We start from the raw sequence: 21,673 nt of genomic DNA, 5'->3' as shown, positions 1-21,673 counted from the left end.
ATGAAATCAAATCAGATTTTTAAATTATTAATCCTTGTTGTGCTAGCCCTGGCAGGATGTAAAAAAGCCAATATAGATGTAGATACCACTGTTATTGATGGTTCGGCAATCGGGGAGGTTTCCGGGGTTTGGGCAAAAGGCAGTACACAGGTAATTAAAGGCGATATTGTCATCCCGGAAGGGAAAACCCTGACTATTGAAGAAGGGGTAACGGTGCTGATGGACACGGTTGCTAAACCAGAGATAGTGATAAAAGGTAACCTGTATGCACTTGGGACTGCAGAAAATCCAATCAGGTTTACGGTAAATGAATTTTATAAAACTGCATCAAAAAAATTCGGAAAACTTTGGGGCGGTATTTTGGCCGGGCCAACGTGCGATGAACTGGTGCTTGATCATGTAATCCTCGAATATGCTGGCTCCACTACTTCGGACGCTTCCACATCCGTAAAAATGGGGCTTTATAAGGCCAAGGCCGGAGAAAATCTGCCCGCACTCTGGTTTGCCAATGCCAATGGCAAATTAGTGGTTCAGAACAGCATTTTCAGGAACCTTCAGGAAGATTGTACCTACATTGAAGGCGGGAAGATTATTTTTGCCAATAATGTGTTTTATACTACGGGTGTGACAGGAGGGGAAGCCATGAATTTTAAATCCGGCTGTTTAGCAGATATCGCTTATAATCTGGTTTATAGCACCAATACCAATGCCTTAAAATTATCCAATACAGGAGATAAAACACCGCAAACCTATATTATTGCGTATAACAATACCATGGTGAATACAGGTTGGAGAAGGCCAACCGCCAAAGGCGGATCAATCTGGCTGGAAAGTACCGTACGTGCCGATCTGTATAATAACCTTTTTGCCAATACCCGTTTTGGCGTAAAAAGAGATCCGAAAAAACCTGAAGATAGCCGTTCGGCTTATGGCAATAACTGGTATTATGGTTTTGATCAGGCCACTGTAAATCAGTTTCAGCCAACAGGCGATATTGTAGGTGGTAAAAACGATGTGATCAGCAATGTGGCCGGTGCAAATGATCCTAAATTTGTGAATTATCCTTTAAACACGGCAGTTACCAATGCCGATTTCAATACCGCATGGGATTTTCACCTGCAGGGTAACTCACCCGCTTTAGGCAAAGGCATCACTAACTTTAACCGTCATCACAAAGCCGGCATTGTAATGAAAAACGGAATTACCTATATCTCGCCTTCACCATCTACATTTGTTGGTGCATACGGAACTAAAATATAAAAATGAAATACAACCATATTTTAAAGTTTACCGCTTTTGCGGTTTTAAGCCTGGCCATTTCTTGTAAAGGAGGTGCGCAAAATGGAAATAGTACAGTCGTAAAACCCTTATATGTATCTGACCCTGTCGATTTTGATACCGATGATCCTGCAATCTGGGTAAACCCAAACGATCCTGCGCAATCTTTGGTAATTGGTACCGATAAAGATACGAATGGTGGCCTGTATGTTTTCGATCTGAAAGGTAAAATCATCCAATCCAAAACGGTTAAGGGTTTAAAGCGACCTGATAATGTGGATATTGCCTATGGTTTGCAGTTGGCTGGAAAAAAGATAGATATTGCAGTGACAACTGAGCGTTATACCCATAAACTGCGTATCTTTTCGCTGCCGGATATGAAGGCAATTGACAATGGCGGAATTCCGGTTTTTGTGGGTGAAACAGGAGCAGAGTACCGTGATTTGATGGGAATTTCGATGTATACCGATCCTGCTGGAAAAATTTATGCCATTGTAGGCCGTAAAACCGGCCCTAAAAATGGAGGTTATCTTTGGCAATATGAATTGACAGATGACGGAAAGGGTAATGTCAAAGCAGATTTAGTGCGGAAATTTGGATTGTATAGCGGGAAAAAAGAAATCGAAGCTATTGCCGTTGATAACGAATTGGGCTTTGTTTATTATTGCGATGAGCAGGTAGGCGTACGCAAGTATTATGCAGATCCGGCCAAAGGAAATAAAGAACTGGCATTGTTTGGACAAGGCGATTTTGCCGTGGACAATGAGGGTATCGCCATTTATAAAACACCAGGCAATAAAGGATATATCCTGGTGTCTGATCAGGGTGCCGGGCAGTTAAAAGTATATGACCGGGTGGCCAGGAAAAATACGGTCCATCCGCATCCGCTATTAACCACTATAAAATATTCAGCTAATCAAACAGATGGTATTGATGTGGTTTCAGTTCCACTAAATAAAGATTTTAGGCATGGTTTACTCGTCGCCATGAGCGATGATAAAACCTTTCACTTTTATAGATGGGAGGATATAGCGGGTAAAAAATTGACTATTGCAAATCCATAACATTAACATTTATTTTTTGTAAAGCAATTGGAGAAGCGGTTGGGTTGGTTAAGTTCCGGTCTGACAATTTGAAGGAAACCCGCATTCCGCTTAGATTGCGTGTAGGGGTGATGAATGGTACTAATATGGTGTTGACATAAACCCCGTCCACTGCAAGCTGGTGAGCGGTGTAGTTAAGTTAAGCTTTTTTAATCACAGATGAACACGGATAAACATGGATTTTCATATCTGTGTGCATCCTTTCTATCTGTGGTAAAATTATTTTTGTGATGGTGAATGGTTTGCCCTGTTGATATAAACCCTGCCCGTTGCAGGCGGGTAATCAATGGGGTTAAGTTTAGGAGAAACAATTACCGCCCCGAACCTGTAGAAGGCCAATTTTTTTTCGTATAGTCAAGATCTTCGATAGACTCACACTTAGAAATGATCATTATTAAGGGGTTATTCTTAACCATTCCGTCCTTTCGAGTGGATTGCAGCTGAGTCGGGAAATCTGTCTCAAGATAGATATCTCCACTTCACTGTGTTCCGGTAGACATGAGCAAGCCCCACTTATAATGACAATTGTAGCTAACTAATATTAAGTATTTTTCCTTTTTTTATTGATATACGAATATGGCTTGTCGTTTTTAACTTGATTTTTGTGTATATTTAATTGATTATTAAGTTGTTATTAATAAATTATCGTAAAACTTAATTAACAAACTCATCATGGACAAACCAAGCCAAACAAAAATTCAGCTATTGCATCCCGATTTAAGGGAACTGGCAATAAGTACCTTTTCTCAGGCGGAAGCTAAATTAACGGGAAGATCTAAACCGCGGATAACTGCAACCCTCAGAACATTTAAAGAGCAACAGGATTTATATAATCTTGGCCGAACGGTAGTAAACCCTGATGGTAGATCGGCCAGCAAGCCTATGGGTAATATTGTTACCAATGCAAAAGCTGGTCAATCGATACATAATTACGGTTTAGCACTTGATTTTGTGCTGGTTATTGATGGAAAAGATACCTCATGGAATATGGTTAAAGATTATGATCAGGATGGGCGTAGCGATTGGATGGAAGTGGTTAATGTTTTTAAGGCCAATGGCTGGGAATGGGGTGGTGATTGGGTAAGCTTTAAAGATGGCCCACATTTACAGCACGATTATGGTTATACCTGGCAACAATTACAGGCTAAAATGATTGCCGGCGAACAAAGGAACGGTTATGTGATTTTGGACAGGCCGCCGGTAGTGGTTCCAAACCTTTATCGTACAACAACTGCTTTAAATTTTAGAACCGGGCCATCCGTTACCTCAGAAAAGATAAAAAAGATCCCGGTGATTTTAAAGGGCGAACATGTTGCAGAAATATCCCGTGACGGGGAATGGAGTTTGGTAAGTTACGAAGAGATCCAGGGGTATGTTAGCAATAAATACCTTTCGAAGTAATCCAATTGATTTAAGCCAAAGATATACACGGATCTACAGGGATTTTATATCTGTGGTTAAATCTTAAACCGCAATATTATTCGATAATTTATATTCAGACGGGGTAACTCCCGTCTGCTTTTTAAAATATTTACCAAAAAAAGAGGAATTGCTAAAACGCAGTTCCATGGCTACTTCCGAAATATTCATTCTGTGGCTCGTTAGTAATAATTTCGCCTCCCTGATGACCATTTCATCAATGATTTCTCCCGCTGTTCTATCCGTTACATGTTTCACTACTTGTGATAAATGCCTGGGTGTAATGCGTAAGCGGTTGGCATAATAAATTACACGCTTTTCCTTTTTGAAATTTTCTGATACCAGCGATAAAAACCGGTTCGTAAGCTCTGTTTTGCTATCATGCACAAAAGGCATTGCATCTTTCTGTTTGTGCTTTAACAGAAAAATATCATACAAGAGTTCTAAAAAGCTGTTGTGAACAATGTTTTTAATCTGAGGCGTATCTTTAGGTACATTCAGTTTTTTGTGTATGGCAAGCATGTCATAATAAATGAATGTATGCTCTTCTTTTGATAATGAAAATTTATGGATAGGATCGGTCTGGAACATTCTGTAAGCTTCGCCACTGTTAAAAAATACCCCTCTGGTTTTTAAATAACTTTTGCTAAAATGAATACTGATAAATGAAACCTCGCTGTTATCTCTTATTTCATAAACAGCATGCGGAAAAATAAGTAGAATATCCCTTTGGTTTAATACATGTTCTGTAAAATTTATCCTGAGGTTCATTTTCCCTTTAGTGATCAGGATTAGCGCATAACTTGATACGCGGAACGGCTCGGAACTGCAATAATTGGGATCTGTGCTATGATGGATTTTAGCCATCAGACCATCATTTAAAGACAGCGCTTCCTCATGGTCTTTTTCAGAAAAAGTTTTGGTGAGTAAATCTTCTTGCATAAAAATTGTTCCGTATTTTTAATCATTTCTTAACAGATCCAATCATCTTTTGCACCACAATTTCATCCACCCTATTTGGATAGTTTTTGCCCCCTTATCTATCGGATTTTTGATCTCGCAAATGTAATGTTCAGAATTAATTTTGCAAGAATATTTTTTTTAAATGACTAATTTCTGATTGATTTTTACGTTTTTGATTAATAATTTAAATAAATTAAAATGCTTTAAAACAGTTATTTATGTTATTTAAGCGCTTTTTAGTCTACTTTTTAACCTTTTTACTATTTTATAATAAAAGTCAGAATGTCAATTAGTCAATTCATCTAAATGTCACATTTTGCCTATCCAACATTTTGACCAATATATCCCACATTTGAACCTTTTTTTGGCTTCACTTACGCACTAAAATTGTGTGATCAAATCATTTGGTTAATGTTGCCTTAATCTACGCTGTTGATTTTAATTTCTACAAGTAGCATTCAGGTTGCAGATCAATGTTTCAGAACGGGTTTTAAAAAACTGAAGAATATAAGTGTTCAGCATGCGTAAAAAATTACAAGATAGAATTGCCTCTTTTAAGGATGCAGCGGTGATAAAAGAAAAAGGATTATATCCTTATTTCAGGTCGATAGCATCTGGTCAGGACACCGAGGTAGTAATCAATGGGGAAAAAGTACTCATGTTTGGTTCAAATTCCTATTTGGGTTTAACCAACCATCCCAAAATAAAAGAAGCCGCTAAAGCAGCGATAGAAAAATACGGAACCGGCTGTGCGGGATCGCGGTTTCTGAACGGTTCGCTCGATATCCACCTCGAACTGGAGAACCGCCTGGCCGAATATGTAGGTAAAGAAGCTGCAGTACTTTTTAGTACCGGTTTTCAGGTCAACTTAGGTGTAATATCTTGTTTGTTAGATCGTAACGATTATCTGCTGCTGGATGAGTATGATCATGCCTCTATTATTGATGGTAGCCGTTTGGCCTTTTCGCGCACGATTAAATATGCGCATAATGATATGCAGGATCTTCGTCGCAAACTGAGCCGTTTACCTGAAGATGCTGCGAAACTGATTGTTTCCGACGGTATTTTCAGCATGGAAGGTGATCTGGTTAATCTTCCTGAAATGGTGGAAATAGCCAACGAATTTGGCGCCAATATTATGATGGATGATGCACACAGCCTCGGTGTAATCGGTTTTAATGGATCGGGAACAGCATCTCATTTCAATCTCACTGAGGATGTAGACCTGATTATGGGCACTTTTAGCAAATCGCTGGCCTCATTGGGCGGATTCATTGCCGGTAATACCGAAACCATCGAATATATTAAACACCGTGCCCGTTCACTCATGTTCAGCGCCAGTATGCCGCCATCAGCTGTGGCCAGCGTGATTGCTGCGTTGGATATCATTGAAGCGGAACCTGAACGGATTGATCAGCTTTGGGCCAATACCGAATATGCGAAGAAACTTCTGCTTGATGCCGGTTTCGATATCGGGCACAGCAACAGTCCGATTATACCCATTTACATCCGCGATAACACCAAAACCTTTATGATTACGAATATCCTTCAGCAAAACGGGGTTTTCGTTAATCCGGTAGTTTCGCCGGCTGTTCCGTCAGATTCATCTTTGATCAGGTTTTCTTTGATGGCTACGCACACTTTCGATCAGATTGAATCGGCCATAGCCAAGCTAAGTGCAGCTTTTAAGTCCGTTAATGTAGAATTAGTCGGGAGCCAATCATGAGAGAACTGGTAAAGGTTTCCGGTAAAAAAGCATTGGCTGCGTTTGTAGATTTTCCGCACGATTTGTATGCGGGCGATGTAAATTATGTGCCCGAACTTTTTATTGCCCAGCGCGATCTGCTTAGCCCTGGAAAACATCCTTTTTACGAACATTCTGAAATACAGCTCTTTTTGCTTTATGATGAAGGTAAAATAGTTGGGCGGATTGCCGCCATCAACAATACCAATCATAATAAGGTCTATGAATCGACTGATGGCTTTTTTGGTTTTTTTGATTGTATCAACGATGCCACAGTAGCTAAACAGCTTTTTGAAGCAGCACAGGATTGGTTAAAGCAAAAGGGATTGACCAAAGTTTTAGGACCGGTAAATTTTTCTACCAATGAAGTATGCGGCTTGCTCATAGAAGGTTTCGACGGCCCTCCGGTAGCCATGATGCCTTATAATGCCCGGTACTATCTGCCGCTTTTGGAACAGATTGGGTTTCAGAAAAATGTTGATTTAAGGGCCTACCGGTACACCGCTGGCAATTATAGCGACCGGTCGGTGAAACTGATGGACAGGATTGAGGAACGTTTGAAACGGAATGACATTATCCTCCGCAAAATCAACATGAAGAAATTCAAGGAGGATTGTAATGCGGTAAGAGAGGTATACAACAAAGCTTGGGATAAAAACCTGGGTTTTGTACCGATGACGGATAAAGAGTTTGACTACACGGCAAACGATTTAAAACTCATTCTTGATCCTGAATTTTGCATCCTGGCCGAGCAACATGGCAAGATTATAGGTTTTGCTCTAGCAATACCCGATATCAACCAGATTTTGATCAAAATTAAACGCGGAAGACTGTTCCCAACAGGGTTGATCAAACTTTTAGCCAACAAAAAGAAAATTGATGGGATCCGTATTTTATTGCTTGGCGTGGTAGATGGTTACCGTAAAATGGGGATCGAAGCCTGTTTATATGGACGGATTATCAGACATTTTGAAGCTAAAAAGATGAAATATGCAGAGGCAAGCTGGACTTTAGACCATAACGAGCTGATCAATAAACCCATTGAAGATATCGGTGGAAAGTTATACCGGAAATACAGAATTTTAGAGAAAGCGATATGAAAAAGCGGGTGTTGATAACGGGAGCAACGGGATTTGTGGGTTATCACCTCATTAAATCTGCTTTGGCCAATAATCTGGAAGTATTTGCCAATGTACGTAACAGTACAACTGCAGGTCATCTTAAAGATTTTGAGATCAATTATGTAGATCTAGATTTTGAATCGATCTATTTGCTGAAAGAGAATATTGAAGAGAAAAAGTACGATTATATTGTACATGCTGCTGCAGTAACCAAGGCAAAAAAATTAAGCGATTACAATAAAATTAACGCCACCTATACCAGGAATTTGGCGGTAGCTGCTTCAAGATCCACACATCGCATCAAGAAGTTTGTATTCATCAGCAGTTTGGCGGCACTGGGACCTTTAAAGCAAAAAAATGAAAGGCTAACGGATAATGGTGCTTCAAATCCGGTAACCAGTTATGGGATCAGCAAAGCATTAGCCGAAACATACCTTGCCCAGATTTCGGATTTGCCCTTAATTATAATCAGGCCCACTGCGGTTTATGGTCCTCGGGAGAAAGATATTTTCATACTGATCAAAACCATCAAGGCTGGGCTGGAGCTTTACATTGGCAAGCAGGAACAGGAACTCAGTTTCGTGTATGCGACCGATCTTGCCGACCTTATCATTAAGGTACTTGCTTCTTATGTGGTGGGCAGGGCTTATAATATATCAGATGGGGCAGTATACAAGCGTTCATCGCTTGCTCATTATGCAAGGAAAGCCTTAGGCAAAAAAACAATAAGGTTAAATGTACCTGTGCCATTGATTAAAGGTTTGGCCTGGTCGATGGAGCATTTATATGGCATGTTTAATAAAATACCCGCCTTAAATGTAGATAAGATAAAAGAACTCACGGCGCCTAACTGGGGCTGCGACATTAAAAATATTCAGAATGATTTTGGTTTTGCCCCCCGGTTTGGCCTGGAACAGGGACTAAATGAAACCATCAACTGGTACCGTAAAAACAATTGGTTATAAGATTTTAAATAAAATAGAATGAAAGAACAAGTAAAAGCAGCTGAAGGTAAGCTGGGAATATTAATGCCGGGATTAGGCGCCGTAGCAACAACCATGATCGCCGGAGTTGCTGCAATTAAAAAAGGCATCTCAAAGCCGATCGGTTCTTTAACGCAGATGGGTACGATCCGTTTAGGTAAAAGAACAGAAAAAAAGGAGCCAAAAATAAAAGATTTTGTTCCTCTGGCCAATCTGGAAGATTTGGTTTTCGGTGGCTGGGATGTTTACGAGGATAATGTTTACGAAGCTGCTTTAAACGCCCGCGTATTGGATGCCAACCTTTTGCGCGATGTACGCGAAGAATTACAGGCCATTAAACCGATGCGCGCTGCTTTCGACAGAAACTACGTAAAAAACCTGGATGGCAAATATGTAAAAGATATCGATAACCGTTATGAACTGGCTTTAGCTGTAATGGAAGATATCAAAAACTTTAAAGCTGCAAACAACTGCGACCGTATTGTACTTGTTTGGTGTGGCTCTACCGAAATTTATTTCGAACCATCAGAAGTTCACGAATCACTTGCCGCTTTTGAGCAGGGTTTAAGAGACAACGATCTACGTATCGCGCCAAGTATGATTTATGCTTACGCGGCGTTAAAATTGGGAATTCCTTTTGCTAACGGTGCGCCAAACTTAACGGTAGATATTCCTGCTTTGATCGAACTGGCTAAAGAAACCAATACCCCAATTGCCGGTAAAGATTTTAAAACCGGTCAAACCTTGATGAAAACCATTTTGGCACCTGGTTTAGCGGCACGTTCGTTAGGTGTAAACGGTTGGTTTTCTGATAATATTCTGGGTAACCGAGATGGTTTGGTGTTAGATGATCCGGATAACTTCAAAACCAAAGAAGTATCAAAACTGGGTGTACTGGAAGATATCTTTAAACCGGAGCTCAATCATGATCTGTACGGCGACATGTACCACAAAATCAGGATCAACTACTATCCGCCTCACGGTGATAACAAAGAGAGCTGGGATAACATCGATATTTTCGGTTGGTTGGGTTACAAAATGCAGATCAAAATTAATTTCCTTTGCCGCGATTCGATTTTGGCCGCACCGATAGTATTAGATCTTGCGCTGTTTATCGATCTGGCTAAACGTGCAAATATGTCGGGCATTCAGGAATGGTTATCATTCTACCTGAAATCGCCACAAACAATCCCGGGTGTCCCTGCAGAAAACGACATTTTTAAACAGTTAATGAAACTTCAGAATACCCTGCGTTACATTATGGGTGAAGAATTGATTACCCATTTAGGTCAGGATTACGAAGAAGAACTGATAGAAACAGTATAGTGTTTATCCACAAATTTCTTTCAACGGCTTTGGGCATTGGCTACATCGGTAAAGGTGCCGGTACTTACGCTGCAATAGCAACGTGTATTTGCTGGCACCTTTCCCAGGGCCCTTATACCAATCCATATCTATGGCCTATACTTTTTACCATGTTCATTGTAATGATTGGGGTAATGAGTGCCGATAGGGTAGAGGAGATTTGGGGTAAAGACCACAACCGGGTAGTAATTGATGAAGTTGCCGGAATGTGCATTACATTACTGCTTATACCTTTAAAATGGCAATATACCCTGATCGGTCTTATTCTTTTTAGGTTTTTTGATATTCTTAAACCATTTGGCATCCGCAGATTAGAAGAGCTGCCTGGTGGTTGGGGGGTAATGGCTGACGATGTGCTGGCTGGAATTTATGCGAATATTATACTGCAACTCATCGTTGTTTTAGCAATATTTTAAACCTGATGTTTACTTTCCTCAAAGCACAGGCATCATCGTTAGTGGCCTCGGCAACAGATTTCGGTGTGACTATTATGGCCGTAAATCTTTTAGGATGGTGGTACCTGGCAGCCAGTATAACAGGCACGGTAGCAGGTGGTGCCGTTAACTTTTACGTAAACCGTAAATGGGTTTTTGAAAGTGAATCTACAGCCATTAGGTGGCAGATATTAAAATATATTTTGGTATGGGCTGGCAACCTGATCATTGTAACCTCGGGGGTATTTATGCTCACGCATTTTTTTAATCTCAATTACGTACTCGCCAAAGTCTTGAGCTCCGTTTTAACGGGTATCAGCTACAATTATATCATGCAAAAGCAGTTTATTTTTTCAAATTAAATGAAACCGATTTATTCATTTTTATTATTCGTTACGCTCTGTTTTATTTTGCAGGTAAATGCCTTTGGCCAAAGAACTGTTGTATCTGGTACGGTACGCGATGCCGTAACCAAAGAAACGCTGCCCAATGTTTCGGTTTTCTTTAAAGATACCCAGATTGGTACACAGACCGATGTAAACGGGAAATATTTACTTGTTTCTCCAAACCCACAAAATGAGATCAGTTTCAACTATGTTGGTTATCGTAGTGTTCTTAAAAATACTGTTCCATCCGCAACGCAGGAACTGGATATTGCCATGGTACCCGATTCGAGAGTCTTGGATGAAGTGGTTGTGGTGGGCGGTAAAAAGACAAAGTATCGAAATAAAGATAATCCCGCGGTGGAATTGATCCGCCAGGTAATTGCGCATAAAGATGAAAACCGCATTAAAAGTTATAATACTGCTTCTTTCAGGCAATATGAAAAAATGCTCTTCTCACTGAGCAATGTATCAGATAAGTTTAAGAATAAAAGGATGTTTAAGAATTATCAGTTTCTGTTTCAGGAGCAGGATTCGACATTAATTGGAGGGAAAAATCTTCTTCCGATTTATATTCGGGAGCAACTGGCCGATCATTACCTGAGTAAAGATCCGGAAAAGAACAAAACGATTATAATCGGAGAAAAACAGGTCCAGTTTGATAGCCGATACATTGATAATAAAGGAATGAAATCCTATTTCGACAGGATGTATCAGGATATTGATATTTATAAGAATAATATCTCCGTGATCAGTAATGAGTTTTTGAGTCCTATTGCAGATGGTGCGCCTAATTTTTATAAGTTTTTCATTACCGATACCATTAAAACACAGAAACCTGAAATAATAGAACTGTCTTTTACCCCGCGTAATACCGGCGATATGTTGTTCGAAGGGAAGATTTACGTGACCAATGATAGGCATTATGCGGTTACAGGAGCCTCTTTCGGGGTAAACAAAAATATTAACCTCAATTTTGTACGTGCACTTAAAATCGATCTGAATTTTGAACAGAACGATAAAGGTAAATACAGTTTGAGCAAAAGCAGTTTACTGGCCGATTTCGGCATTGGTAAAACCAAAGGTATTGGCTTTACAGGCGAGCGTTCGGTTACTTTTAAAAATTACCGGTATGATACGGTGCTGCCGGATACGATTTTTCAAGGGAAAAGCAGCGTAGTACTGGCTGATGCGGCAAAAAAAGACGATAAATTTTGGGAGAATAACCGGTTAGATACCATTTCGAAGAACCAGCTGAAGATTTACAGCAATATTGATACGCTGCAAAATCTGCCATCTTTCAAGCGGACCATGAAAATCGTGACCCTTTTATTTGCAGGTTATCAGAATCTTGGCCCCTATGAAATAGGTCCGGTAAACACCTTTTACAGTTTTAACAATGTAGAAGGTTTAAGGCTACGGTTCGGTGGCCGAACCACTCCAGAATTGAGCAAACGTTACTATTTCGAAAACTATCTGGCTTATGGCATTAAAGATGAGAAATGGAAGTTTTTCCTTTCCGGTACTTATTCACTGAACAATAAATCGATCTACGCATTCCCTCAACAGTATGTGAGGGCCAGTTTTCAGCGCGATACTAAAATACCCGGACAAGAGTTGCAGTTTGTACAGGAAGATAATTTCCTGCTCTCGTTTAAACGTGGCGTAAACGATATGCTGTTGTATAACGATTTCTATCGTTTGGATTATGTAAAGGAGTTCGAAAATCACTTTTCGTATAACCTGGGTTTCAAAAAATGGAGCCAGACACCGGCCGGCGGTTTAAGTTACCTGAATACAAATAACCAGTTGGTAAACCGGTTAACCACCAGTGAAGTTTCTGTTCAGTTAAGGTACGCCCCGAATGAGAAATTTTACCAGGGGAAAATATACCGAGTGCCCATTGCCGATCGTTATCCCGTATTTAATATCCGTTACACCGCGGGTTTGAAAGGCGTTTTAGGCGGCGAATACAATTATCACAACCTGCTGGGAAGCATCGATAAACGTTTTTATTTATCGCAGCTGGGTTATAGCGATGTAACGGTAGAGGGTAGCTACATTGCCGGAAAAGTGCCTTTTCCTTTGCTGGATATCCACCGTGCCAATCAAACTTATGCTTATCAGCTTAACTCATACAACTTAATGAACTTTCTGGAGTTTGTGAGTGATCATTACGTAAGCATTAATATCGATCATAATTTTAATGGCTTCTTTTTTAATAAAATGCCGTTGATCAAGAAATTGAAGTTGAGGGAAGTGTTCTCATTCAAAGCCCTGTATGGTGGCTTGCGGAATGAGAATAATCCGAATTTTCAAACCGGATTATACCAGCTTCCGGTTTATGAGAACGGTTCACAAAGAACTTATGCATTGGGCAATACACCCTATATGGAAGGCAGTATCGGTGTGGCTAACATCTTTAAGTTATTGCGGGTAGATCTGGTAAAACGCTTCAGTTACCTCAATAATCCGGAAGTTTCGGAATGGGGGATCAGGGCAAGGGTAAAATTTGATTTTTAAAATAAGCTATGGAAAAAAATCTGAGAGACAGCCTGCAACAGGGCATTTATAAAGTCATTAATCCTTTTGTAAAGGGATTGATCAAAATGGGTTTAACACCTAATGCCGTCACTACCATAGGTTTAATTTTAAATATTGGCGTGGCCGTTATTTTTGTGCTTGGTGCAGAAAAATCTAACCGAGGCGACATGTCTTACATTGGTTGGGGAGGTGCACTGGTGCTTTTTGCTGGTCTTTTCGACATGCTCGATGGCCAGGTGGCGCGACTAGGGAACATGAGTTCGAAGTTTGGCGCTTTGTACGATTCGGTACTCGATCGTTATAGCGAAATGATTATGTTTTTGGGTATCTGTTATTACCTGGTGGCACATCATTACTTTTTAAGTTCATTGTTTGCTTTTATTGCATTAATTGGTTCGATGATGGTGAGTTACACGCGTGCAAGGGCAGAAGGATTAGGAGTGGAGTGTAAAGGCGGTTTAATGCAGCGACCGGAGCGGGTAGTGACCATTGGCGTTTTTGCCATCTTCTGCGGTATTGCAGGTCATTTTATCGGTGGTAATTATAAGTTATATGTGCCGGGAATTTCTTTCCATGTATTCGAAACCATGTCGATTTTTACCATGCCCATTACTGTAATGGCGGTATTGACCAATATTACGGCTATTAAACGTCTTCAAGAGGCCAAAAGAGGCCTGGAAGCACAAGAATTTAAGGAAAGAAAAGGAAATAATAAGGCGGCATTAATTGCAGGTTTAGTTTTTATGGTAGGTTTAACCGGGATGATTTCGTTGCCTGCGAATGCGCAGGGGGCAGATCCTTCCCCGATCAGTTTTCCGGTACCAAAAGACATTAGCAATCAATTATTTTACTTGCAGCGCGATCCGAATACCAATACCATCATTTGCCAGTTAAATGTAGATAAACATGGAGAAGTGAATAAAGAACAACCTGTAAATGTATTTTGGATGCGTTACGGAGATCAGGGTGAAAAAAAAGAACTGAGTTATATACAGCGGAAATTCGCTTATGGCATTATTAGCAAAAACTTAGGCAATGGCCAGTTTGAATTGCGGTTTACTTCACATAAAAAGCTGCCGATGTACCTGAATAAATCTGCTGTTGATAAGAAATATCATGTTTTTGCGACAATCAACAATAAGAAAATGCAGCTGGAACGGATATTCCTTCGGATTGAAGGGGGCACATTCTGGTTTCCTAATGTGAAATATGTTGAAATTAAAGGTTATGATGCTTCGGAGCCGTCGAAAGTATTAGTAGAAAGGATTAAGGTTTGAGATAGATCGTCATTCCCAACTTGATTGGGAATCGTAATGCCAAGTCCTTTAAGACTATTGCAATTCCAGATTGTCATTCTGAGGGATAATTTATGGTGTAAAAATCAATATGAGTGACATACAATTGTGTTTTTTTGTTCTATGGCGCAGTCTTGCCTCGGCTCACCGCCGCCGAGGGGCTCTTACTTTTTGACATCAAAAAGTAACAAAAAATGCCGGCTGAAAATTTTTCTTTCAAAGCCAGCGGCAAGGCCTGGTCAGTGGAACCCGAAAAATTTGTTAGGCCGGATTTAAGTAGAACGTAGATTCGGCGGTATGGCCTAGCTGGATGGAATGCATAGTCTCATAATTCGATCGTTAGTAAGTGATTTCGAAATAGAGTAAATGGTAGTGCAACGAAGTTCAGAATGACGGAAGTTTCTATGTCTGAGAGGAGTCGAAGACTTTTAGCGGATAGTTAGCATAAAGATCCTGAAACAAGTTCAGGATGACGATTAAATGAGTGGAGCTGAAAGCCAATTAAATAATTACAATGAAAAAGAATTTTGTTTCCAATTCAACCGCATCCATCAGGATGTTTAAAAACGACTTTTTAGAGCGTCTATCAAAAGTTCAGTTTTACGTACCATTAATCGTATATGTTCCGGTTATTGCCTTTCTGTTTTGGAAAGCACTCTGGGAAATAAACATGACGGCTTTAAGTTTTACAGGATGGTTTTTGCTCGGCCTGGGCATCTGGACCATCACCGAATACGTGCTCCATCGGTATGTTTTTCATTTTGAACCTGAAGTTGAATGGGGTAAGAAAATCCATTTTATTTTCCATGGGGTACATCATGATTACCCAAATGATGCCAAAAGGCTGGTGATGCCGCCCTCTGCCAGTATTCCAATGGCTCTAGGCTTTTACTTTCTTTTCGACTGGTTATTGCCCGATACCAAAGTTTATCCGTTTTTTTCAGGGTTTATGATCGGTTATCTGTTTTACGATATGGTACATTACGCGCTTCACCATGCAAATTTTAAAAGTGGTTTCTGGAAAAAACTAAAGCAGCATCACATGCTTCACCATTATTCCGACTCGACCAAAGGTTATGGGGTAAGCTGGACTTTTTGGGACCACATTTTCAGGTCTAACTTTGATAAAAAGTAGTATGCAGCAACAATCATTGCTTAAAAACAATTTTTATGATATCCGTAATATTTATCTGACAGTTGCTATATCTGTTGGATATCTATTGTTATCAATACTGCTGGTTGGCTTTAAAACTGATCAGCTGGTGCTGATTTTTATCTTTAATGCCTTGTTCTATTTATCAAGGGGAACCAGAAAGTTTATCCTCGGTTTTTCTATATTTATCGTATACTGGATCCTGTTTGATTACATGAAAGCCTTTCCAAACTATCTGTTTAATACGGTGCATATTAAAGATTTATATGATTTGGAAAGGAAAACTTTTGGCATTAATTACCACGGAGCAATACTAACACCGAACGAATACTGGAAGATAAACAGTACCCCGTTTTTAGACGTATTGACGGGGTTTTTCTACCTGATGTGGGTACCTGTTCCATTGGCATTTGCTACCTATCTTTTTTTTAAGAATAAAGAACAGTTTGTTCGGTTCTCGCTCACCTTTGTTTGGGTAAATCTGCTGGGTTTTGTGGTTTACTATGCTTTCCCGGCTGCTCCACCGTGGTATGTGCAGGAACACGGTTTCGGCTTTGTAGCGAAAACAGCCGGTAATACCGCCGGCCTGGCCCGTTTTGACCATTACTTTGGGATTACACTTTTTCATGGAATATACAGCAAAGGTTCTAATGTATTTGCGGCCATGCCATCGTTGCACTCATCATATCCGGTTATTGTGGTTTATTATGGTTTGAAAAATCATTTGGGAAAAATTAATATTTTCTTCTTTACCGTAATGCTGGGCATCTGGTTTTCGGCAGTTTATACCAGTCATCATTATACGCTCGATGTTTTGGCTGGATTAACCTGTGCGCTTTTGGGCATCATTTTTTTTAATTTATTAATGCGCTACACCAAATTAAAACAACTTGTAGCCAAAATGGTAGCCGTCATTGGTAAATAGGATGTTCGTTTTAATTCAAATTAAGCAGAAATAGGAAATGAGGATTGAGCCTGGTGTGTTTTTAATTCTATTTCAATGTTTTTTGCATGGGCAAATAGATAAAACTCTACACTTGCAATAAGAATAAGTGCATAGCCAAAGAGTTCGAGCGACTCTTCGGATACATTTTTAACATCACGGACGTACTGTGTTTCCATAACGGCCATCCAGAAAACTTTCCTTCCGTACAGGCGCGCAAAAATATAGGTTGTTACAATACCTGATAATAAAATTCCAAAAGAGAACTGGTGTACAAAATTGTTTAAGTTGGAGAAAAATATGGCTTTCTTTCTGTAAATAAGGAGACTTGCCAGGATAAGGAGACTGAATGCACCGGTTTGCCATGCACCATCATAAACATGTTCGTCCAAAAAAGCATCCTGTTCCCGGATCAACGAAGCCATCATAAAAGCAAATAGCGCGAAGGAAAGTGGGAATAAGGATCTGTATTTAAAAGAGGTGTAGAGAAAAACGGTTGAACTTAAAAGGAGCAAAATGCTTTGAACATATTCTACCGCAGAATCTTCACTGAATTTATTGCTTGCTGCTTCCTGTTTTACATTCCATTTAAGAAATTCGGCAAGCAGGTAAATGAGTGCACCATAAATAATAAGCCGTAGAAGGGCAGTTTTTAAACCTGCAGGGGTTGATGTGATGGTATATTTAGCCACTTTAATGAATCTGGGTTGGTGATCAGCCAAATCAAATTATTGATGATTCCGCTTTGATGAAATTTATGATACAAATTTCGATCAGGAACCGCTTTCAAAAAAGGTCTAAAGCTCCTAAAAATTGGTTTAAAAGTACGAATATTTAAAATCTAAGGACAAATTTTGTTATGTAAGCAATTAGGATAAGCGCTACAAGTAATAAAAAAGCCCTATAGCTGATCGCTTAAGATCAGGCATAGGGCTTAAGAATATGAATTTTTCGGAATGAAATTAATTATTTAACACTTATCCACTTGTTAAGCGTATTGTCTGGTGCTTCAACCACTAGTTTATAGTAAGGGGATGGATAGTTATTAAGGTCGGCCAGGTAATGTTGCTGATTAACGTCAACCTCTCCCAATAGATGATAATCATCTTTTCCGCCAGTTTTAAAGGCATTAGTGGTTGCCAGCCAAATTTTTACTTTTCCCTTCTTTTCCAACGCCTTCCAGGTGATGTCTAAGTGGTTTTGCACATAATTTGCCTTGAGTGCGGATATGGATACCGGGCCAATAAATGAAGTACCATCAATTTCCTGTTCTACACTTTTTGGAAGTTTTATATTCAGATAATCAGCAATGGAAGGCATAATATCTACTATACTAAGATCGAAGTATTGCGCATGAGTATTCAGGTTTTTATAATTACTTACCATCCAGGTAGAACGCTGACGATCCGATTGTCCGCCATGTCCGCGACCTGTTTTTTCATCGCGTCCGTGATCAGTTGTAATTACAATCAGCCAATCTTCTTTAAATCGCTGTTGACGGTAATTAATGGCATCCCAAATTTGGCCCATTTGTTTGTCCAGCATCTCAACAGCCTTATAAAACTCCGGACTATCACCATAGCGATGGCCCATATCATCCGTATATTCCAGGTATACCCATGATAGATCCGGTGCTTGATCATGAATGGTATTAGCAGCTCGTTTAACCACTTCCTCATCAATAAAATGCATATAGTCAGCTTTTTTATCATGTTTAAAGCGGACAGTATCTAACTCAAAACCATCAGCTACAAAATCGGGTTTAAAGTTTCCGGTTTCGGGAAGGCCATCGCCAAGCAGTTTGGTTCGGTTGTCAGTCCAGCTGGAAAAAATAGCTGTTTTTTTATCAGGGTATTGATTTTTGAAAAGCCTGAAAATATGCTGATAATTATAATTTGGAGCCTTGATGTCATTATCGGGTACGTTATGCTTGTTTACCCAGGTGCCGGTAAGCAAGCTATTGTAACCTACAGCAGATATGGTTGGTGTTTCGTTATAACTTGCTTTATCTCCGCCCACATGCATGCGCGAATAGGATCCTGCAGAGATGATTTTTTTGAAGTTAGGTAATTCCAATCGTTCTATTACATCGGCAGGGATGCCATCGGCGATAACATAAACCACTTTTCGTGGCCTGTTTTGAGCAAGTGATGATAGTGATAAAGAAAAAAAGCAGGCAAAAATAAATGTCCTTAATAACATCGTTTTATGATTAGAAAGTGTTTGAGAAATATTCGTTTTCAACTGTTCCATCATCGTACATTTTAAGTATAGCATATCCGGGTGGCGTTTCCTGGTAATAACCGGGGCCTACTGATTCTGCATCGCCTTTGCCCCACCAAAAGCCACTCATGGCTCCATTGCAGCAGTATTGCACACCATTGTATACCGTTTGATCAGAGAGATGGTTGTGTCCGCTCAGGCAGATTTTTACCTTATCGCGATGTTTGTAGAAGAGATTCTTCAGTTTTTTACAATCCGAATGTCCGCCGCCAACCAATACGTGGGTGGTGCCCAGGATCGGATAGTGTGACATGATCAGCGTAGGTGTGCCGGCAGGCAGGTTTTTTAATTCCTGCTCAAGCCAGTTATACTGTTCATCATCAAGAGAAATTTTGCTGTTGTTGCCGTCAAGGATAATAAAGTGCCAGTTTTTTTTAGAGAAACTGTAATAACGATTAGGAATTTTCAGCCGTTTTACCACATAGTTCTTTCCATACATTTCATCGTCTGTTGCAGGCGCTTTCCACCAGATATCATGATTGCCAATACAACTGTATATTTTGTATTTATCGATCACCTTAGTGCATTCATCCCAAATATCCCATTGTTCAGTTACCTGATTGCGTACCACATTATCATAAGAAGCATCATTAATGGAATCTCCTCCGTTTAAGAAGAAATCAACTTTATGTTTGCTGATTATCTGATTTAAACATGCTTTGAATCGTAGCGGGGCATTTTCTCCTGCACGGATATGAACATCAGTAATGTGTGGCACAGTAAGCACCAGCTTCTTACCTTTCGGTTTATCTGTAAGCGTTTCAGAAGCCAGACCTGGCAACGCGCCCGAAAATGCCGTTCCTGCCGATATTCCTATTGCCTTTATTAAAGACCTTCTCGTTATTTCTGCCATCATTACCAGCCAAAAATTTGTTTCAGTTTAGGATTCAGGATGACTTGTTGCTGCGGGATAGGGCGGTAATAGAATTTGGGTTCTTCGAAGTTTCTGGTCACATTTTCTGTTACGATATTACCGCCGTTGTTGCCATTCTTCAAATAAACCGTTGCATCAGTACCGATAAGTCCTGCACGGTAATAAATAAGTTTTACCCCAAGCGAATTTTTTTCTTTCTGGTCTTCACCAGGGATCGTTGCCGTTCTGTCAATCAGAATAATATCATCAACGCCGTCACCGGTAAGGTCGTATTTGCCCAATCCGGCAAAATACATGCCTTGGGGGCTTGTGGTAAGTAGTTTGCCTACCTTCCAACGCATTAAATCATCAAAGCGCATGTTTTCAAAAGCATATTCTACCCTGCGTTCCCTCCTGATTTCGAGTATAACACCTGCGTTAGCGGTGACATTCGGATACTGTAATTGCAATGCCGGATCTGGATTGGCATTAGCCGTTGCCAGGTTGAGATCGGGCAACCCCGCTCTTTTACGAAGAAGATTTATCGATTGATCGAGTTGGGCCTGCGTTAAGGTACCCAATTCAGCAAGTGCTTCAGCATAAGTTAACAGGATTTCTGCATAGCGGTATACCGGAAAATCTACACCGTTTAAGATCGCGTTATCAGTGCTGTTTACATAACCTTTCAACTGATGATAACCTGTAAAATTTTTGTTTAAACGCTGGATATAGGGGGTAGCATCGGGTACCCTGATCCAGCCCGGGTAAACCATTGTTTGCGACATCCGCGGATCGCGGTTTTTAAATTCTGCCACAAAACCCAGCTGCGTGTAGTTTGCTACATCTGTAAACCTCGTTCCATCTTTCATTAAGTAAGTTTCTAACAGGTTCTTGGCTGGTGCCTGCTCATAATCGCCAAAGACGGTAGAATTTACATTCTGGCTTTTGTTTTTACTCAGGTCAAAGATGTTGACTAAAATGACCTCGCTATTGGCTGTTAAATCCTGACTGGAGAAAAGTGTTGCATAATCCTGTTCCGGTTTTCCGGTGTTGTAAATGTTAAACTTTTTGCTGGCGATGATTTCTCCTGAAATTCTTGCTGCAGTTTCTAAAAATGCATTTGCTGAACTGCTTAAATTGAGTTCGTTATGGTATTTACGATAAGTGCCCTCATAAAGTGCTGCCCGTGCATATAAAGTGGCCACTGCCCATTTTCCCGGAGTACCTACCGGGACACTTTCCCTCACATTTTTATAGGCAAAATCCAGATCTGCCATGATACTGTCGGCAATCAACGTCCTTGGATCCCGGGCTTTGTAGAGTGCATCATCACCAGGTTCCAATGTACCTGAATACCAGGGTACGTCAGAGAAACGCTTAACTTTATCTAAATAGAATTCAGCGCGGTAATACCTGGCTAAACCTGCGTAGTGGTTTTTAACGGCAGCAGAAACCTGTGCTTTTCCACAATTCTCTAGAAAATAGTTAATGTTTCTTAACCTGCTCCAGCTCCAGCCAGTGGTAATGTTTTGGGCGGTCGCGTTGCCTCCCATAATATTTTTTATCTCAACTGCTGCTGTAGTGGATACGTTATCCGTACTCTGATCATTAAGGTAAGTACTGCGGTCTGGCTGCGAAAGTAGGCCATTTACATAGAGCGAAAGATCACTTTCTGTGTTAAAAAAGAGGCCAGGGGAGACGGAGGTTTGAGGGAAACGATCAAGCCCGGCTTTTTTACAGGCTGCGAGCATACCTGCAACTGCAATAAACACGATATATATATACTTTTTCATTTTCTAATGATTTAAT

General features: G+C 40.2%; 18 protein-coding genes. 13 read left to right on the top strand and 5 right to left on the bottom strand.

Annotated features, from left to right (window positions below):
- From BM107_RS16045 to BM107_RS16035, 3 genes are all read left to right on the top strand, one after another.
- A complete protein-coding gene (locus BM107_RS16045) occupies positions 1-1,260 on the top strand; it encodes a hypothetical protein (protein WP_090985339.1) in 1,260 nt (419 codons plus the stop codon).
- 2 nt (positions 1,261-1,262) lie between these two features.
- Positions 1,263-2,342: a phytase gene (locus tag BM107_RS16040; RefSeq protein WP_090985147.1), complete on the top strand. Its 1,080-nt coding sequence runs from the start codon at positions 1,263-1,265 to the stop codon at positions 2,340-2,342.
- Between the two features lie 711 nt (positions 2,343-3,053).
- Entirely contained in the window at positions 3,054-3,782 is a 729-nt protein-coding gene (locus BM107_RS16035) for a M15 family metallopeptidase (RefSeq protein ID WP_090985144.1), read from the top strand.
- Positions 3,783-3,845: 63 nt separating this feature from the next.
- On the opposite strand, the gene BM107_RS16030 is transcribed toward BM107_RS16035, so the two are convergent.
- On the bottom strand, positions 3,846-4,742 hold the full coding sequence (locus BM107_RS16030) for an AraC family transcriptional regulator (RefSeq protein WP_090985143.1): 897 nt from the start codon (positions 4,740-4,742) through the stop codon (positions 3,846-3,848).
- Positions 4,743-5,283: 541 nt separating this feature from the next.
- Here BM107_RS16030 and spt point away from each other — a divergent pair.
- From spt to BM107_RS15980, 10 genes are all read left to right on the top strand, one after another.
- Positions 5,284-6,489 carry a serine palmitoyltransferase gene (gene spt / locus BM107_RS16025; protein ID WP_090985141.1) on the top strand — a complete coding sequence of 402 codons (1,206 nt, stop codon included), beginning with the start codon at positions 5,284-5,286 and terminating at the stop codon, positions 6,487-6,489.
- Positions 6,486-7,607, top strand: a complete 1,122-nt coding sequence (locus BM107_RS16020) for a hypothetical protein (protein ID WP_090985139.1) — start codon at positions 6,486-6,488, stop codon at positions 7,605-7,607. The genes spt and BM107_RS16020 overlap by 4 nt, the downstream gene beginning before the upstream one ends.
- Entirely contained in the window at positions 7,604-8,593 is a 990-nt protein-coding gene (locus tag BM107_RS16015; RefSeq protein WP_090985137.1) for an NAD-dependent epimerase/dehydratase family protein, read from the top strand. The genes BM107_RS16020 and BM107_RS16015 overlap by 4 nt, the downstream gene beginning before the upstream one ends.
- Positions 8,594-8,611: 18 nt before the next feature.
- Positions 8,612-9,937, top strand: coding sequence for an inositol-3-phosphate synthase (locus BM107_RS16010; RefSeq protein ID WP_090985135.1), 1,326 nt, complete (start codon positions 8,612-8,614; stop codon positions 9,935-9,937).
- Positions 9,937-10,392 (top strand): phosphatidylglycerophosphatase A family protein, encoded by a 456-nt coding sequence (locus BM107_RS16005; protein ID WP_244278834.1) that lies wholly within the window; start codon positions 9,937-9,939, stop codon positions 10,390-10,392. The genes BM107_RS16010 and BM107_RS16005 overlap by 1 nt, the downstream gene beginning before the upstream one ends.
- Before the next feature lie 5 nt (positions 10,393-10,397).
- Positions 10,398-10,772 (top strand): GtrA family protein, encoded by a 375-nt coding sequence (locus BM107_RS16000; RefSeq protein ID WP_090985131.1) that lies wholly within the window; start codon positions 10,398-10,400, stop codon positions 10,770-10,772.
- On the top strand, positions 10,773-13,316 hold the full coding sequence (locus BM107_RS15995; RefSeq protein WP_090985129.1) for a DUF5686 and carboxypeptidase-like regulatory domain-containing protein: 2,544 nt from the start codon (positions 10,773-10,775) through the stop codon (positions 13,314-13,316). It abuts the gene before it with no gap.
- A gap of 8 nt (positions 13,317-13,324) precedes the next feature.
- Positions 13,325-14,614 carry a DUF4833 domain-containing protein gene (locus BM107_RS15990; protein WP_090985127.1) on the top strand — a complete coding sequence of 430 codons (1,290 nt, stop codon included), beginning with the start codon at positions 13,325-13,327 and terminating at the stop codon, positions 14,612-14,614.
- Between the two features lie 532 nt (positions 14,615-15,146).
- On the top strand, positions 15,147-15,767 hold the full coding sequence (locus tag BM107_RS15985) for a sterol desaturase family protein (RefSeq protein ID WP_090985125.1): 621 nt from the start codon (positions 15,147-15,149) through the stop codon (positions 15,765-15,767).
- A 1-nt stretch (position 15,768) separates the two neighbouring features.
- Positions 15,769-16,710 carry a phosphatase PAP2 family protein gene (locus BM107_RS15980; protein ID WP_090985123.1) on the top strand — a complete coding sequence of 314 codons (942 nt, stop codon included), beginning with the start codon at positions 15,769-15,771 and terminating at the stop codon, positions 16,708-16,710.
- Between the two features lie 20 nt (positions 16,711-16,730).
- Here BM107_RS15980 and BM107_RS15975 read toward each other — a convergent pair whose 3' ends face one another.
- The 4 genes from BM107_RS15975 to BM107_RS15960 all read right to left on the bottom strand — a co-directional run bounded on the left by BM107_RS15975 (position 16,731) and on the right by BM107_RS15960 (position 21,657).
- Positions 16,731-17,450: a hypothetical protein gene (locus BM107_RS15975; RefSeq protein WP_090985121.1), complete on the bottom strand. Its 720-nt coding sequence runs from the start codon at positions 17,448-17,450 to the stop codon at positions 16,731-16,733.
- Positions 17,451-17,694: 244 nt separating this feature from the next.
- Positions 17,695-18,981: an alkaline phosphatase family protein gene (locus tag BM107_RS15970; protein ID WP_244278833.1), complete on the bottom strand. Its 1,287-nt coding sequence runs from the start codon at positions 18,979-18,981 to the stop codon at positions 17,695-17,697.
- Entirely contained in the window at positions 18,941-19,867 is a 927-nt protein-coding gene (locus BM107_RS15965) for a metallophosphoesterase family protein (protein ID WP_244278832.1), read from the bottom strand. The genes BM107_RS15970 and BM107_RS15965 overlap by 41 nt, the downstream gene beginning before the upstream one ends.
- Entirely contained in the window at positions 19,867-21,657 is a 1,791-nt protein-coding gene (locus BM107_RS15960; RefSeq protein WP_090985119.1) for a RagB/SusD family nutrient uptake outer membrane protein, read from the bottom strand. The genes BM107_RS15965 and BM107_RS15960 overlap by 1 nt, the downstream gene beginning before the upstream one ends.
- Positions 21,658-21,673 lie beyond the last annotated feature (16 nt).

Origin of the sequence: Pedobacter suwonensis (assembly GCF_900111825.1) — a bacterium.
In the GTDB taxonomy this organism is placed as follows: Bacteria; Bacteroidota; Bacteroidia; order Sphingobacteriales; family Sphingobacteriaceae; genus Pedobacter; species Pedobacter suwonensis.
This window is presented reverse-complemented; position numbering and strand designations above follow the sequence as displayed.

Coding starts and splice junctions, on each gene's coding strand:
- BM107_RS16015 (WP_090985137.1), top strand. CDS start 7,604: ATGAAAAAGCGGGTGTTGATAACGGGAGCAACGGGATTTGTGGGTTAT.
- BM107_RS15960 (WP_090985119.1), bottom strand. CDS start 21,657: ATGAAAAAGTATATATATATCGTGTTTATTGCAGTTGCAGGTATGCTC.
- BM107_RS16000 (WP_090985131.1), top strand. CDS start 10,398: ATGTTTACTTTCCTCAAAGCACAGGCATCATCGTTAGTGGCCTCGGCA.
- BM107_RS15990 (WP_090985127.1), top strand. CDS start 13,325: ATGGAAAAAAATCTGAGAGACAGCCTGCAACAGGGCATTTATAAAGTC.
- BM107_RS15985 (WP_090985125.1), top strand. CDS start 15,147: ATGAAAAAGAATTTTGTTTCCAATTCAACCGCATCCATCAGGATGTTT.
- spt (WP_090985141.1), top strand. CDS start 5,284: ATGCGTAAAAAATTACAAGATAGAATTGCCTCTTTTAAGGATGCAGCG.
- BM107_RS16045 (WP_090985339.1), top strand. CDS start 1: ATGAAATCAAATCAGATTTTTAAATTATTAATCCTTGTTGTGCTAGCC.
- BM107_RS15980 (WP_090985123.1), top strand. CDS start 15,769: ATGCAGCAACAATCATTGCTTAAAAACAATTTTTATGATATCCGTAAT.
- BM107_RS15995 (WP_090985129.1), top strand. CDS start 10,773: ATGAAACCGATTTATTCATTTTTATTATTCGTTACGCTCTGTTTTATT.
- BM107_RS16030 (WP_090985143.1), bottom strand. CDS start 4,742: ATGCAAGAAGATTTACTCACCAAAACTTTTTCTGAAAAAGACCATGAG.
- BM107_RS15965 (WP_244278832.1), bottom strand. CDS start 19,867: ATGATGGCAGAAATAACGAGAAGGTCTTTAATAAAGGCAATAGGAATA.
- BM107_RS15970 (WP_244278833.1), bottom strand. CDS start 18,981: ATGGAACAGTTGAAAACGAATATTTCTCAAACACTTTCTAATCATAAA.
- BM107_RS16020 (WP_090985139.1), top strand. CDS start 6,486: ATGAGAGAACTGGTAAAGGTTTCCGGTAAAAAAGCATTGGCTGCGTTT.
- BM107_RS16040 (WP_090985147.1), top strand. CDS start 1,263: ATGAAATACAACCATATTTTAAAGTTTACCGCTTTTGCGGTTTTAAGC.
- BM107_RS16035 (WP_090985144.1), top strand. CDS start 3,054: ATGGACAAACCAAGCCAAACAAAAATTCAGCTATTGCATCCCGATTTA.
- BM107_RS16010 (WP_090985135.1), top strand. CDS start 8,612: ATGAAAGAACAAGTAAAAGCAGCTGAAGGTAAGCTGGGAATATTAATG.